General features: G+C 63.8%; 13 protein-coding genes. 10 read left to right on the top strand and 3 right to left on the bottom strand.

Annotated elements, in window-relative coordinates:
* Window positions 1-193: 193 nt before the first annotated feature.
* Entirely contained in the window at window positions 194-1,405 is a 1,212-nt protein-coding gene (locus tag AC0L3X_RS01735; RefSeq protein WP_063986445.1) for an acyl-CoA dehydrogenase family protein, read from the bottom strand.
* A gap of 569 nt (window positions 1,406-1,974) precedes the next feature.
* On the opposite strand from AC0L3X_RS01735, the gene AC0L3X_RS01730 reads away from it, so the two are divergent.
* From AC0L3X_RS01730 to AC0L3X_RS01715, 4 genes are all read left to right on the top strand, one after another.
* The gene (locus AC0L3X_RS01730) at window positions 1,975-2,703 is read left to right on the top strand and encodes an outer membrane protein (RefSeq protein ID WP_187387734.1); all 729 of its coding nucleotides are present in this window, start codon (window positions 1,975-1,977) and stop codon (window positions 2,701-2,703) included.
* A 51-nt stretch (window positions 2,704-2,754) separates the two neighbouring features.
* Window positions 2,755-3,264 carry a porin gene (locus AC0L3X_RS01725; RefSeq protein WP_063983916.1) on the top strand — a complete coding sequence of 170 codons (510 nt, stop codon included), beginning with the start codon at window positions 2,755-2,757 and terminating at the stop codon, window positions 3,262-3,264.
* Window positions 3,265-3,391: 127 nt separating this feature from the next.
* The gene (locus AC0L3X_RS01720) at window positions 3,392-4,075 is read left to right on the top strand and encodes an outer membrane protein (RefSeq protein ID WP_206779636.1); all 684 of its coding nucleotides are present in this window, start codon (window positions 3,392-3,394) and stop codon (window positions 4,073-4,075) included.
* Window positions 4,076-4,106: 31 nt separating this feature from the next.
* Window positions 4,107-4,640 (top strand): porin, encoded by a 534-nt coding sequence (locus tag AC0L3X_RS01715; RefSeq protein ID WP_063983914.1) that lies wholly within the window; start codon window positions 4,107-4,109, stop codon window positions 4,638-4,640.
* 83 nt (window positions 4,641-4,723) lie between these two features.
* On the opposite strand, the gene AC0L3X_RS01710 is transcribed toward AC0L3X_RS01715, so the two are convergent.
* Together AC0L3X_RS01710 and AC0L3X_RS01705 are read right to left on the bottom strand one after the other, a co-directional pair.
* Entirely contained in the window at window positions 4,724-5,842 is a 1,119-nt protein-coding gene (locus AC0L3X_RS01710) for a glycoside hydrolase family 172 protein (RefSeq protein WP_354131178.1), read from the bottom strand.
* Window positions 5,843-5,934: 92 nt separating this feature from the next.
* Window positions 5,935-7,560, bottom strand: coding sequence for a long-chain fatty acid--CoA ligase (locus AC0L3X_RS01705; RefSeq protein ID WP_063986444.1), 1,626 nt, complete (start codon window positions 7,558-7,560; stop codon window positions 5,935-5,937).
* Window positions 7,561-7,723: 163 nt separating this feature from the next.
* On the opposite strand from AC0L3X_RS01705, the gene AC0L3X_RS01700 reads away from it, so the two are divergent.
* The 6 genes from AC0L3X_RS01700 (at window position 7,724) to AC0L3X_RS01675 (ending at window position 12,938) form a co-directional block, all read left to right on the top strand.
* Window positions 7,724-9,586 carry a flavin-containing monooxygenase gene (locus tag AC0L3X_RS01700; RefSeq protein WP_063983912.1) on the top strand — a complete coding sequence of 621 codons (1,863 nt, stop codon included), beginning with the start codon at window positions 7,724-7,726 and terminating at the stop codon, window positions 9,584-9,586.
* Window positions 9,583-10,389: a shikimate dehydrogenase family protein gene (locus AC0L3X_RS01695; protein WP_231144598.1), complete on the top strand. Its 807-nt coding sequence runs from the start codon at window positions 9,583-9,585 to the stop codon at window positions 10,387-10,389. The genes AC0L3X_RS01700 and AC0L3X_RS01695 overlap by 4 nt, the downstream gene beginning before the upstream one ends.
* A gap of 119 nt (window positions 10,390-10,508) precedes the next feature.
* Window positions 10,509-11,342, top strand: a complete 834-nt coding sequence (locus AC0L3X_RS01690) for a lytic murein transglycosylase (protein WP_063983910.1) — start codon at window positions 10,509-10,511, stop codon at window positions 11,340-11,342.
* A 105-nt stretch (window positions 11,343-11,447) separates the two neighbouring features.
* Complete coding sequence (locus AC0L3X_RS01685; protein ID WP_028146622.1) at window positions 11,448-11,669, top strand: hypothetical protein; 222 nt, start codon at window positions 11,448-11,450, stop codon at window positions 11,667-11,669.
* Window positions 11,670-11,681: 12 nt separating this feature from the next.
* Window positions 11,682-12,104, top strand: a complete 423-nt coding sequence (locus AC0L3X_RS01680) for a hypothetical protein (RefSeq protein ID WP_063983909.1) — start codon at window positions 11,682-11,684, stop codon at window positions 12,102-12,104.
* A gap of 387 nt (window positions 12,105-12,491) precedes the next feature.
* Complete coding sequence (locus AC0L3X_RS01675) at window positions 12,492-12,938, top strand: MaoC family dehydratase (protein WP_014496047.1); 447 nt, start codon at window positions 12,492-12,494, stop codon at window positions 12,936-12,938.
* Window positions 12,939-12,950 lie beyond the last annotated feature (12 nt).

The raw sequence follows: 12,950 nt of genomic DNA, 5'->3' as shown, positions 1-12,950 counted from the left end.
TCCTGCGGGCCAAGGTTGTCACAGCAGGAGGAATACGATCATGCTTGCGTTCTATCTGCCGATCATCATTTTCGGAGCGATGCTCGAAGCGATTTCGAAGCAAACTGTCTCTGCACCCATCCAGGAGCCGCCAAGCATCGATTAGACTCCGACGCTCACGCGTTCCGCTCGGGACTGACGAACCAGCGTCTGCTCAGGCATTCGAGTATTTCTTCAGCTCGAACCGCGCGATCTGGTTTCGGTGCACCTCATCCGGCCCATCGGCAAGCCGGAGCAGGCGCGCGGTCGCGTAGGCCTGGGTCAAGCCAAAATCGTTCGAGGTGCCGCCGCCGCCATGGGCCTGGATGGCCCAGTCGATGATCTGGCAGGCCATGTTGGGCACGGCGACCTTGATCATCGCGATCTCGGCCTTCGCGACCTTGTTGCCGACCGTGTCCATCGCATAGGCGGCGTTGAGCGTCAGCAGCCGGGCCTGCTCGATCATGATGCGGGCTTCCGCGATGCGCTCCTGCGTCACGGTCTGCTCCGAGACCGGTTTGCCGAAGGCGACGCGGCTGCGCACGCGGCGGCACATCTTTTCCAACGTGCGCTCGGCAAGGCCAATCAGCCGCATGCAGTGATGGATGCGGCCGGGGCCGAGGCGGCCCTGTGCGATCTCGAAGCCTCGGCCTTCGCCCAGCAGCATGTTTTCCTTGGGCACGCGCACATTGGTGAAGACGACCTCGGAAGCGCGGTCGGGCACGCCGTAGAAGCCGAACACGGGCAGCGGACGCTTGACCTCGATGCCCGGCGTGTCCATCGGCACCAGGATCATGGACTGCTGCTTGTGCCGGTCGGGATTGTCCGGATCGGTCTTGCCCATGAAGATGCAGATCTTGCAGCGCGGATCGGTTGCGTTGGTCGTGTACCATTTCCGCCCGTTGATGACGTAATGGTCGCCGTCGCGCACGATCGAGCTTTCGATGTTCGTCGCATCGGATGATGCGACCGCGGGCTCGGTCATGGCGAAGCAGGAGCGGATTTCGCCTGATAGCAGCGGCTTCAACCAGCGCTCCTTGTCCTTCTCCGTGCCATAGCGCTCCAGCACCTCCATGTTGCCGGTGTCGGGCGCCGAGCAGTTGAACACTTCGGGCGCCAGATGCGTGCGCCCCATCACCTCGCAGAGCGGGGCATATTCGAGATTGGTGAGACCCGCGCCGTGGCCGGACTCAGGCAGGAACAAATTCCAGAGACCTTCGGCGCGCGCCAGTGGCTTCAGCTCCTCGACGACGGGATAGACCTTCCACGGTCCGAGCTCTTCCGCTTCGCGATAGAAGCGCTCCTCGTTCGGATAGATGTGCCGGTCCATGAAACTTTCGAGCTTGCGCTTGAGCTCGACGACTTTGGGCGACATCGGGTAGAGCATCTGGACCTCCTGTAGATCAAGCAGCGCCTGCACGCGGGGCCGGCCTGCATCAGAATCGAGTCGGCGATAGCGGCGCTTGCCTCATCGCATTTTCATCGGCGCGGCTCTGCGCAAATCGCGTCAGAGCTCACCTGTTGCGTAGCGATATTAACGTCCATTCATGCGTTGTCTTGCGTTTGTGCACCGAATGAGAAGCGCGTGGGAAACAATCAGCAACTGTGACTTTGACGCGACTGGCAATCCGAAAGGTCGTGCCTAAGATCGGCCTCAATCAAAAGTGGGGGCAGCAGTCATGACAACACAAGGGGACTACGGAAGCACTTCCTTACGGATCGCGCGCCCCTAGTTCGCCAGTCGATAGGACGCGGAGCGCATTGTCCTAGACTGCGCGCGGGTTCTTCCAACAACCGATAGTTCGTCCCGTCGATCCGCAAGCTGCGCGGTCGCCGGTTTCGTTCGTTCAAAAGCAAGCAAGGGCTTGATCCAAACGTTGCATCTCAAGGCACAATCTAAAATAGATAAATATAAGAAACACACTCTTGAATTCGAAAGAGGAAATGGACATCGACATGCACACGCAATCAGAACGCTCCGTCACTCACCGCATCAGACTCGCCGCCGCCGTTGCAGCGGTGAGCGCGATTATCACTTCACCTGCTTTCGCCGGCGGTCCGCTGCCTGCACCCGTCGTCTCCTGGTCTGGATTCTACGCCGGTGTCCATGGCGGCTGGGGATGGGGGAAGTCGGAGTTTCGCGATCCCCTCAACAGCCCCGCCAACAATCCGTTCTTTGCCTACTACAACGGACCGCTCGCGGGCGGGCAGCTCGGCTACAATTGGCAGCTGGGCAACTATGTCCTTGGTGCCGAGGTCGACGGCTCCTGGTCCTTCGTGAAGGGCAACACCAGCACGTCGCCCCTTCTCACGTCGAGCACCACCAACGGGGTCGGCTACACCGCCCTCGCGACCGCGACGGGCCGTGTCGGCTACGCATCGGGCCAATGGCTCGCCTATGCCAAGGGCGGTGCCGCCTATGCCCGCATGGAGCTTTCGTCGCGGTTCACCCCGGAGATCACCAACTACAACCGCGAGCTGTTCGGTGCCGTCGGCGGCGTCGGCCTGGAAGTGGCCTTCCTGCGCAACGTCTCCGCCAAGGTCGAATACAACGCGATCTTTCTCCCCACCGAAACGCTGCATTGGGTGAGCCAGGACACGACCTCCGAGATCAAGCATTTCGTCCAGGTGGTGAAGGCCGGCATCAACGTCCGTTTCAACGGCGACGGCGGCCTCCCGCGTTAATTCCCCGGCACGTCGAAACAACATTCAACAGAAATCCTCGGAGACAACATCATGTCCACCATGTCCAAGATCGCCGCAGTCGTCACCGCCGGCCTCGGCGCCATGATCGCCGCACCAAGCCACGCCGCCGCTCCAGTCGAGTACGTCAAGGTCTGCTCCTTGTACGGCGCCGGCTTCTTCTACATTCCGGGCACCGACACCTGCACCAACGCCAACCAGATCGCGACGAACCAGTTCGATCTCGCGCGTGCGCAGACCCGCGCTTCGACCGGCACCGCGATGGCCGCGTCGCTCGTCGCGCCGTGGCTTCCGACCGGCACCAATTACGCGGTCTCGACCCACTGGGCGACCTATGACGGCCAGCACGCCGCGGGCTTCTCGGGCTTGGTGCGGGTCTCCGGCAATTTCGTGTTCTCGGGCGGCTTCTCGCTCGGCCTCGACAAGGGAAGCCTCACGTCCCTCACCAACCGCACGCAGACGGAATTCGGCACGGCGATCCCGGCGCAATCGTGGAGTGACGTCCGTGGCCTCGGCCGCGCGGGGTTCATGTACGCCTGGTGATGCACGCGACGCTCGCTCCTAAAATTCATTCTGACATTTGAAAGACCATCCCATGACAATCTCTCTCTCGCGATCGGCGCGCCGCTTCCTCTCCTGCGTTGCTGCCGTCACGCCGCTTCTCGCGGCCATGCCGCTCACCGCCGCATCCGCGAACGCGGCCGACATGACCGTGAAGGCTCCGGTCGTCGCTCCGGTGCCGCTCTGGAACGGCTTCTACATTGGTGCTCATGGCGGTTATGGCATGGGCAGCAGCCGGCTCGTCGACCCGAGCTTCGCATTCGCGCAAGATCGCTTCACGATGGACACAAAGGGCGCGCTCGCAGGTGCGCAGGTTGGCGCCAACTGGCAGTTCGACAACATCGTGGTCGGTGCCGAGCTCGATCTTTCCTGGGCGTCGATCAAGGGCAATCGTCCGTTCGATCCCGCGAACCCCATCTTGTCCGGGCTTTCAGTGTCGTACCAGGCGATGGCGACGGGCACCGGTCGCATCGGCTACGCGTTTGATAACGTACTGGCTTACGCCAAAGGCGGCGTTGCCTGGGCAAATGTCGCCTACCAGGCCTATGTCGGCACGGTTGCTCCGCTCGACGTGAACCACCAGCGGACCGGCTTGACCGGCGGCGTCGGCCTTGAATACGCGCTGACGAGCAATCTCTCGGCGCGGCTGGAGTACGACTATCTGTACTTCGGTCCGGCCGCGATCGCGCTGAGCACACGGATCAGTACCCAAAACGTCGACCATGACCTGCACCTCGTGAAGCTCGGCGTGAACTACCGCTTCAACGGCGATGCCATCGTTGCTCGTTACTGAGCCGCGTCAACGTCACTGATTGGAGACAAACATGTGGAAGCAAATCAACGCGGCACGAGACGTCTTCCGACGTCACCTGCGCGCTATCCTTGCGACTGCCGCTCTGGTTCTGGCGATCCCGACGCCCGGCCATGCTGCGGTCGAGTACGAAAAGATCTGCTCGGTCTACGGTGCCAACTTCTTCTACATACCGGGTACTGACACCTGCGTGAACGCGGGGCAGACGGTGCAGAGCCAGTTCGATCTCGCACGCCAGATTACCCGTGCAGCGACGGGAACGGCCATGGCGACTTCGCTCGTCAATCCGTTCCTGCCCGACGGGACCAACTATGCGATCTCGACGCACTGGGCCGTCTTCGACGGGCAGCATGCCGCCGGTGTGGTCGGAATGATCAGGATCCAGGGAAACCTGTCACTGACCATGGGCATCGCGTTCGGTCTCGATCGCGGCAGCTTGACGTCCACGTCCAACCGGACCGCGACGGAGTTTGGCGTGGCGCTTCCGGCGCAGTCGTGGAGCGACGTGCGCGCCCTTGGACGGGTGGGGCTCCAGTATTCCTGGTAGCCGGCGCCGAACACGAAGGCGCCGCCCGGACGATCTTCACGACGTCCGGGCGGCGCAAATGCTGTGAGCCCAGGGAAGGGCGGCTAGCCGATTTCGAGATAATCCGGGCCGGGCAATGTCGGGAAGGGCGGGGTCGGCAGCGTCTGGTACCAGAACGCGACCGAGGCGATGTCGTCCTGCAATGGAAGATACTTCGCCTCCTTGACGCCCGGCAGCCAGCCCAGCGCCTGGATCGTCACGCGCAGATCGGAGCGGAAGCGCACGGGATCGGGGATGTGCCAGCGGTACAGGCCGAAGCGTTGCTGCGATTTGTAGGCACCATCGGGACGGATCACCTGCGGCAGGCCGGCATAGGGCGTGGTGAATTCCTGGTAGCGGGATTGTTGCGCCGGACCCTGGCCGGCATGCGCGACATAGGGATCGAAATTATAGGCGCCGCAGAAATAATCTTCGGTGCCGGTGCCGCAGATGGTGGGGAATGCACCGTCGCCGTCGATGAAGAACTTGATCTCGCCTTCGCCCCACCAGCCGTTGTTGTTGACGCCCCAGGCCATATAAGTGCCGACATAATGGCCCGCACCGCTGACGCCATCGAGGATGGTGTAGACCTCCTTGTACGGCAGCGGGTTGGTACGCCGGAATTGCGCATGGAAATAGGCGCAGTCCTCGGGCACCTCAGTCAGCGTGTAGTTGATCTGGTAGTAGACGGTGAGCTGCTCCTCGCTGCGGTTCTCCAGCGTGAAGCGCGCGCGCTTGCGGAACGGCATCTCCCAGTAGCAGTTGAAGGCGCGGCCGGGATTGACGCAGACCACGAGCGAGGACACCTGTGCGAACTCCTCCCATCCGCAGGCGAAGAAATCGCCGGCCGGGCACTCGACGCTCGGTTGCGCCTGGTCGTCCCAGTAGATGCGCAGGATCGAGTGACGGAGCCGCCCGCGCGCCAGCGTCATCCAGATCTGCTGGATCGCGCCCTGGCCCTGGATGTCGCCGAGCGTAAAGGTCGCGCCGGGCCCGATCACGACATAGGGCGAGACCTTCCAGCCCTGGCCGAGATCGCGGGCCTGGCGTGCGGCGGGGCCGTCGACGGACATGCCGCCCTTGCCCTTCTCGCCGGTGAAATTCTCGGGGCTGATCGAGCGCGTCTGCGCATTCGACAGGCGCGACAGATTGCCGAGATGCAGGCCCAATCCGGAAAACGCCATGCTGTCCTCGATCCCTGGAGTTAGCGACACCTCGATATATCGCCGTCGAATCTACCAAAAGATGAAGACCGCGCACGCAGGGTGCGCGTACTTCAGGCGACGCGGTATTCCCTGAACTTCTCGCGCAGCGCGGATTTGAGCACCTTGCCGGTGCCGGTCATCGGAAATTCGTCCAGGAATTCGACCGCATCCGGCATCCACCAGCTCGCGATCTTCGGGCGCATGTGGTCGAGCAGGGCCTTGCCGTCCACGGTCGCGCCCTTCTTGCGGACGACGAGGAGCAGCGGACGCTCCTGCCATTTTTCATGGTTGATCGCGACCACGGCGGCTTGCAGCACATCGGGGTGGGACAAGGCGACGTCCTCGAGCTGGATCGAGGAGATCCATTCGCCACCGGACTTGATCACGTCCTTGGAGCGATCGGTCAGCGTGACGTGGCCTTGGCTGTCGATCACCGCCATGTCGCCGGTGATCAGCCAGCCATCACGGTCGAGGCCTTCGTCGAGCTTCATATAGCCCGAGGCGACCCACGGTCCACGCGCGCGCAGATGGCCGACGGTCTTGCCGTCGCGCGGCAGCTCGTTGCCGCCGTCGTCGACGATGCGCAAGGCTGTGCCGAAGCAGGCGCGGCCCGACACCTGGCGCCGGTCGAATTTCTCCTTGTCGCCGAGATGCTCGGAGCCGGGCCGCAAGCCCGGCATCGAGCAGCCCAGGGCCTCGGTCATGCCCCAGGCCTGGACGTAGTCGATGTCATAGTCGAGCTTGAGCTTCTCGACCATCGCACGCGGCGGCGCCGAGCCGGACGACAGTGTCGCGCGCAGCGTCGAGAATTTATTGCCGGTGCGCCCTAGCCAGTCGAGCAGGATCAGCCAGAAGCTCGGCACGCCGGCGGAGAGCGTCACCTTCTCGCCTTCGAGCAGCTCATAGAGCTTGTCGGGCTCATAGTTGCGGCCGGGCAGCACCAGCTTTGATCCCGTGTAAGGCGCGGTGAATGGCATGTTCCAGCCGTTGCCGTGGAAGAGCGGCGCCATCGGCATCATGACTTCGCGTACGCCTTCGAGATGTCCCGGCAGGAAGTCGAAATTGCAGCAAGTCATGGTCTGCAGGATGGCGGCGCGGTGCGAATAGATCACGCCCTTGGGGTTGCCCGTCGTGCCCGACGTGTAGCAGATGGTGGAGGCGGATTTTTCGTCGAACTCCGGCCAGGCGAAGCCGGCGTCGTTCTCCCTGGCGAGGAGATCTTCATAGCAATGCACGTTCGCAAGCTTGGTCTCCGGCATTCGCTCGCGCGAGGACATCACGACATAGGCCTCGATCGTCTTCAGTTGCGGCGCGATCGCCTCGACCAGCGGCAGCGTGGCGCGGTCGATGAACAGCAGCCGGTCCTCGGCGTGGTTGATGATGTAGACGAGCTGCTCGGGGAACAGCCGCGGATTGATGGTGTGCAGCACATAGCCCATGCCGGGCGCGGCATAGAACATCTCGAAATGCCGGTGCGTATTCCAGGCCAGGGTGCCGACGCGGTCGCCTTGCTTCATGCCGAGCCGCTTCAGAGCCAGCGCCATGCGCTTGATGCGTGGATGGGCGTCGGCGTAGGTGTAGCGATGGATGTCGCCCTCGATCTCGCGCGCGACGATCTCGGCTTCGCCGTGATAGTCCGCGGCATACTGGATCAGGCCGCTGATCAGGAGCGGCATATCCATCATCAATCCCTGCATGGTCTCCTCCGCGGCCACGTCGTTGCGTGGCATATGTTGTGATTTGCGCGTGAGGTTAGCGGAACGTCACGGGACGTTCACGCAAAAAGCGATGGACGCGATTGCATGCGTCACTTTTTCGGGGCTAACTGATCCGAAGCAGCGTCCGCCGTGGAGGAAATCGATGTCAGCGGAAAGACACAAGACCGGTGCAGCCGGCGAATCTACGGTCGATATTTCCGCACTCCGCGCGCGCTATCGCGACGAGCGCGACCGGCGTTTGCGCGCCGAGGGCAAGGCGCAATATGTCGAGGTCGCAGGCGATTTCGGCCGCTATCTCGACGATCCCTGGGCCGATCCCGGATTTGCGCGCGCAGCTGTCAGCGAACAGACCGAAGTTCTCATAGTCGGCGGCGGCTTCGGCGGTCTGCTCTGCGGCGCGCGCCTGCGCGAGGCCGGCATCGAGGATTTTCGTATCGTGGAAAAGGCCGCCGATTTCGGCGGCACCTGGTACTGGAATCGTTATCCCGGTGCGGCCTGCGATACCGAGAGCTACATCTATCTGCCGCTGCTGGAAGAGACCGGCTACATGCCGGTGCGCAAATATGCGCGCGCGCCCGAGATCTACGAGCATTCCCGCCGCATCGGCCGTCACTTCGGCCTCTACGAGCGCGCGCTGTTTCAGACGATCATCTCGCGGATGGAATGGCAGGAGCAGGAGGGTTGCTGGCTGGTCGAGACCGATCGTGGCGATCGCATCCGCGCACGCTTCGTCATTCTCGCCGGGGGCCCGCTGAGCCGTCCGAAGCTGCCGGGTATTCCCGGCATCGAGACCTTCAAGGGCCACAGCTTCCACACCAGCCGCTGGGACTATGGCTACACCGGCGGCACGGCTGAAGGCGGTCTCACCGGTCTGGCCGACAAGCGCGTCGGCATCATCGGGACCGGCGCGACCGCCGTGCAATGCGTGCCGCATCTCGGCCGATCGGCGAAAGAGCTCTATGTCTTCCAGCGCACGCCATCGGCGATCGGCGTGCGCGACGACCGTCCGACGGACGCAAGCTGGGCGCAGAGCCTCGAGCCCGGCTGGCAGCGCGAGCGCATGGACAATTTCACTGCGGTCATCTCCGGCGAGCCGTTCGAACGGGATCTGGTGCAGGACGGTTGGACCGGCCTGCTTGGCGAGATCCTGCTGGCGCCGCGCCGCCAGCCGCAGCCGGTGACCTCGCTCGAAGAGGCGCTGAAGGTCATCGAGCAGGCCGACTACCGCAAGATGGAAGAGATCCGCGCGCGCGTCGATACCGTCGTGAAGGACGAAGCCGCCGCGGCGGCGCTCAAGCCCTGGTACAAGGCGTTCTGCAAACGCCCATGCTTCCACGACGAATATCTCGACACTTTCAATCGTCCCAACGTGCATCTGGTCGACACCAAAGGGCAGGGCGTCGAGCGGATCACCGAGAACGCCGTCGTGGTTGACGGCAAGGCCTATGAGCTCGACTGCCTGATCTATGCCAGCGGCTTCGAGGTCGGCACCGATTACGCCCGCCGCATGGGCTTCGAGGTTTACGGCCGTGACGGCGTGAGCCTGTCCGAGCGATGGCGCGATGGCGTCAAGACGCTGCATGGCTTCTACAGCCGTGGCTTCCCGAATTGCTTCCTGATCGTCACGGTGCAGGCCGGTCAGAGCGCCAATTTTCCGCACATCATCGACGAGCAGTCGCAGCACATCGCCTATGTGATCGCGGAGGCGCGCAAGCGCAAGGCGCGGACGCTGGAGCCGACGCTCGCCGCCGAGGACGCCTGGGTCGAGGAGGTCGTCAAGGCCGCGCTCGGCCGCCAGACCTATCTGGCCGAGTGCACGCCGGGCTACTACAACAACGAGGGCGTGTTCGATCCGATCGCGGCACGAAACAGCCAGTACTGGCGCGGGCCGGTGGCGTTCCTGCGGCTGCTCGACAAATGGCGCAAGGAAGGCAATCTGGATGGCCTGGAATTGACTGAGGGGACCGAGGCGGGCGGCTCTCAGGGTCCGGCTTCACCGGCATGATCCCGGGTCTATCAGGCGCGACGCGGCTCTACGTCATTGTCGGCGATCCCATCGCGCAGGTGCGCTCGCCGGCAGGCGTGACGGCCGCCTTCGCTGCGCGCGGCCATGACGGCATTCTCGTGCCGGTTCAGGTCGCGCCAGCGGATTTGCCGGATTTCCTCTCGGTGGCAACGCGGCTGAAGAACCTCGACGGCATCGTCGTGACCATCCCGCACAAATTTGCCTGCTATCAGGCCTGCGCCAGTGCGACCGAGCGCGCACATTTCCTGCGCACCGCGAACCTGATGCGCCGGCGCGCGGACGGTTCATGGCATGGCGACATGGTGGACGGCCTCGGCTTCGTCGGTGCGGCGCGGGCGAAGGGGATCGATCCCCGGGGCATGCGGGCACTGCTGGTCGGCGCCGGCGGCGCAGGATCGGCGATCGCGCTTGCGCTGGTCGAGGCCGGCGTGAGCGATCTCGCGATTCACGACAGCGCGACCGAGCGCCGCGACGCACTGATCGGCCGGCTCAACGGGCTCGGCAGAACGCCTGTGCGGGTCGGCACCAGGGATCCCGCGGGCTTCGATTTCGTCGCCAATGCGACACCCGCCGGGATGAAGGAGGGCGATCCGCTGCCGGTCGATGTCGCGCGGCTCGCGCCGACGGCCTATTGCGGCTGCGTCATCACACAACCCGAAGTCTCGCCCTTCGTCGCTGCCGCCCGCAGGGTCGGCTGCGTGACCGGGACCGGTACGGACATGTACGAGCAGCACCAGGGCATCATAGTGGATTTCCTGCTCGGCCGCGACGGCGAAGGGTAGGCGGCTGCCCCGGTGTCAAGGCACAGGTTGCGCCGGATGGGGCTTGAGCGATCAGGGCCGACGTAGGATCATGGGCCGGCGCGAGCCGGTCGCGCACGTTTATGTGAGAGGACCAGGGAATGACCAAGGGCAGGACCGTTGCGACGGCCATGATCGGCGCTGCAGCGCTGCTTCTCTCGCTGGCGCCCATGTCCCTGATATCCATGGCCCACGCCGCCACATGCGGCAGCTCGCCGGCGGGCTTTGAGGCCTGGAAGCGCGAGTTCGGCGCGGAGGCGCAGGGCAAGGGAGTCGGCCAGACCGCGCTCTCGGCGCTGATGCAGACCAATTACGCCGGTGCCACGATTGCGGCCGACCGCGGCCAGCGCAGTTTTTCGCTGACGCTCGACCAGTTCCTCGCCAAGCGCGGCGCCACCACCATCGTGGCCAAGGGGCGGCAGCTCAAGCAGTCGCAGGCCGCCTTGTTCGCCTCGATCCAGCAGCGCTACGGCGTCCCGCCCGGGCCGCTGATCGCGATCTGGGGCATGGAGACCGGGTTCGGCAGCCAGCGCGGCAACCAGAACATGCTGTCGTCGATCGCGACCCTTGCCTATGACTGCCGCCGTCCCGAATTTTTTACCGACCAGCTCTATGCCGCCCTCAAGCTGATCGACCGCGGCACGCTGTCGGGGGCGACCCGCGGCTCCATGCACGGCGAGGTCGGCCAGACCCAGTTCATGCCCAAGAACATCCTGGCCTATGGCACCGGCAATCTCGAGGTTGCCGCCAATGCGCTGAACTCGACGGCGAATTTCCTGAAAGCTCATGGCTGGCGCGCAGGAGCCGGTTACCAGCCGGGCGAACCGAATTTTGCCGCTATCGAGGCTTGGAATGCTGCCGGCGTCTATCAGAAGGCAATCGCCCTGATGGGACGGCAGATCGACGAGGGAGGAGGGGCGGCCGCGTTGCGTTGAGGCCGCATGAAGGCTCGGCCGCGCACGAGAAAGTTCTTGCGTTGAGGAACTGACGGCACGAGGTTTGCTTTGATCGGGGGCAGGGCTGGCATGAGGAGACTCAATATGGCTACCCAGATCGTGATGGACCAGACGGGCGACACGCGCCACGAGTTTGATCCTGACAATGCCGAAGCGCTGGCGCGAGCCGAACGGCGCTTTCGTGAGCTGACCGGAGCTGGCTTCACCGCCGCCTATCGTACCGGACCCGGTGAAGTTACCCGCATCAAGTCATTCGATCCGACCGCGCACGAAACGCTGTTCTATCCCCGCCTGGTCGGCGGTTGATCTGAGCTGCTCATGATCGCGGCAATTTGGCTCCGTGCGCCGGCGCGTGCGCGTCTGCATGCGCTGCGCGAGCTCTATCGGCGCTTCTTCGGCGAGAACACGCCGGATGCCCGCGGCCGCCGGCTTTTGGCCGAATGGCTGTCGCCGGCGCAGCGCGCGCAATTCGAGCAGCATCGGTATTTCGATGTCATCGGCTGCGATACCGGCAAAAGGTACCGCATCCACTACGGCACGGCCGCCAATGTCCATGAGATCGACGATGAGGGGCGTGCGGCGATGGGATGGTGCTTCGTCCCGTCAGGCTTTCTCGTGCCCGGCGACGTGATGCTGGCGCAGAAGGTCGCGCTCGAGACCGACGAGAACGCGGCAATCGCGCTCGCCAACCGGTTTCCGCCGGCCACGCACTCGGAGCACTTTTACCGGCGCCCGTTCTAGCGGCCGGAGGGCGTGCAGATCAGGAGTGCGTGGTGCGGTAGGCATCCAAAGCATGCGCCGCGAAGACAGCGACGCTGCAAAGCGCGAGCACGGCTGAGATCAGCTCGATCATAGCTCATCCTCCCGCAGCGGCTGGGAGACGAGATTTTGGCAGCAGGCATAATCCAAGATGAGGTCGAGGAAGAATTGCATGGTCGCCGTCCCTGTATGATTTTGACAACCAGATAACCGGCCATCTGTTTCAGGCGTGTTTCGTCGTTTTGGGAAACGGGTTTCGCGGGGAACCCGGGGCTGGCTTGTGCACCGCAGACCCGCTACATCCCGCGCTGCTCAGTCCTTCAGCCGGGCCTTTCGGGCGGGCGGCAAGTCATATTGCGAGGCAAAATCATGGCGCAGGTCGAGTGGTTCGACGATCTCACCATCGGAATGCGGTTCAAATCCCCCGAGGTGCAAGTCACCGAAGCCGACATCAAGCGCTTTGCAGCCGAGTTCGATCCGCAGCCGATGCATCTCGACCACGAGGCCGCCAAGCAGACCTTGTTCAACGGCCTGGCCGCATCAGGATGGCACACCGCCGCGATCGCCATGAACCTCGCGATCCAGGCCCGCCCGTTCGGCCCGCATCCGCTGATCGGCGCGGGCGTCGATGGCCTGCGCTGGACCATCCCGGTACGGCCCAATGACCGCCTGCATCTGGTCGGCGAGGTCATGAGCCTGACGCCGTCGAAGTCGAAGCCGCAGGGTATCGCGCTGGTGAAATGGACCATGTTCAACCAGAACGGCGAGGAGGTTTACACCTTCACCCCGATCGCCATCATCCCCAGGCGGGTGTAAGGCCGGCGACGT

It is taken from the genome of Bradyrhizobium sp. MI1.7 (genome assembly GCF_055811795.1).
The sequence above is the reverse complement of the archived record's forward strand: the minus strand, read 5'-3'. Positions and strand labels throughout refer to the sequence as shown.

Excerpts from the sequence above, each read along its gene's own strand:
- AC0L3X_RS01700 (WP_063983912.1), top strand. The coding sequence starts at position 7,724 with ATGTCAGCGGAAAGACACAAGACCGGTGCAGCCGGCGAATCTACGGTC.
- AC0L3X_RS01680 (WP_063983909.1), top strand. The coding sequence starts at position 11,682 with ATGATCGCGGCAATTTGGCTCCGTGCGCCGGCGCGTGCGCGTCTGCAT.
- AC0L3X_RS01705 (WP_063986444.1), bottom strand. The coding sequence starts at position 7,560 with ATGCAGGGATTGATGATGGATATGCCGCTCCTGATCAGCGGCCTGATC.
- AC0L3X_RS01725 (WP_063983916.1), top strand. The coding sequence starts at position 2,755 with ATGTCCACCATGTCCAAGATCGCCGCAGTCGTCACCGCCGGCCTCGGC.
- AC0L3X_RS01710 (WP_354131178.1), bottom strand. The coding sequence starts at position 5,842 with ATGGCGTTTTCCGGATTGGGCCTGCATCTCGGCAATCTGTCGCGCCTG.
- AC0L3X_RS01730 (WP_187387734.1), top strand. The coding sequence starts at position 1,975 with ATGCACACGCAATCAGAACGCTCCGTCACTCACCGCATCAGACTCGCC.
- AC0L3X_RS01690 (WP_063983910.1), top strand. The coding sequence starts at position 10,509 with ATGACCAAGGGCAGGACCGTTGCGACGGCCATGATCGGCGCTGCAGCG.
- AC0L3X_RS01720 (WP_206779636.1), top strand. The coding sequence starts at position 3,392 with ATGCCGCTCACCGCCGCATCCGCGAACGCGGCCGACATGACCGTGAAG.
- AC0L3X_RS01735 (WP_063986445.1), bottom strand. The coding sequence starts at position 1,405 with ATGCTCTACCCGATGTCGCCCAAAGTCGTCGAGCTCAAGCGCAAGCTC.
- AC0L3X_RS01715 (WP_063983914.1), top strand. The coding sequence starts at position 4,107 with ATGTGGAAGCAAATCAACGCGGCACGAGACGTCTTCCGACGTCACCTG.
- AC0L3X_RS01685 (WP_028146622.1), top strand. The coding sequence starts at position 11,448 with ATGGCTACCCAGATCGTGATGGACCAGACGGGCGACACGCGCCACGAG.
- AC0L3X_RS01695 (WP_231144598.1), top strand. The coding sequence starts at position 9,583 with ATGATCCCGGGTCTATCAGGCGCGACGCGGCTCTACGTCATTGTCGGC.
- AC0L3X_RS01675 (WP_014496047.1), top strand. The coding sequence starts at position 12,492 with ATGGCGCAGGTCGAGTGGTTCGACGATCTCACCATCGGAATGCGGTTC.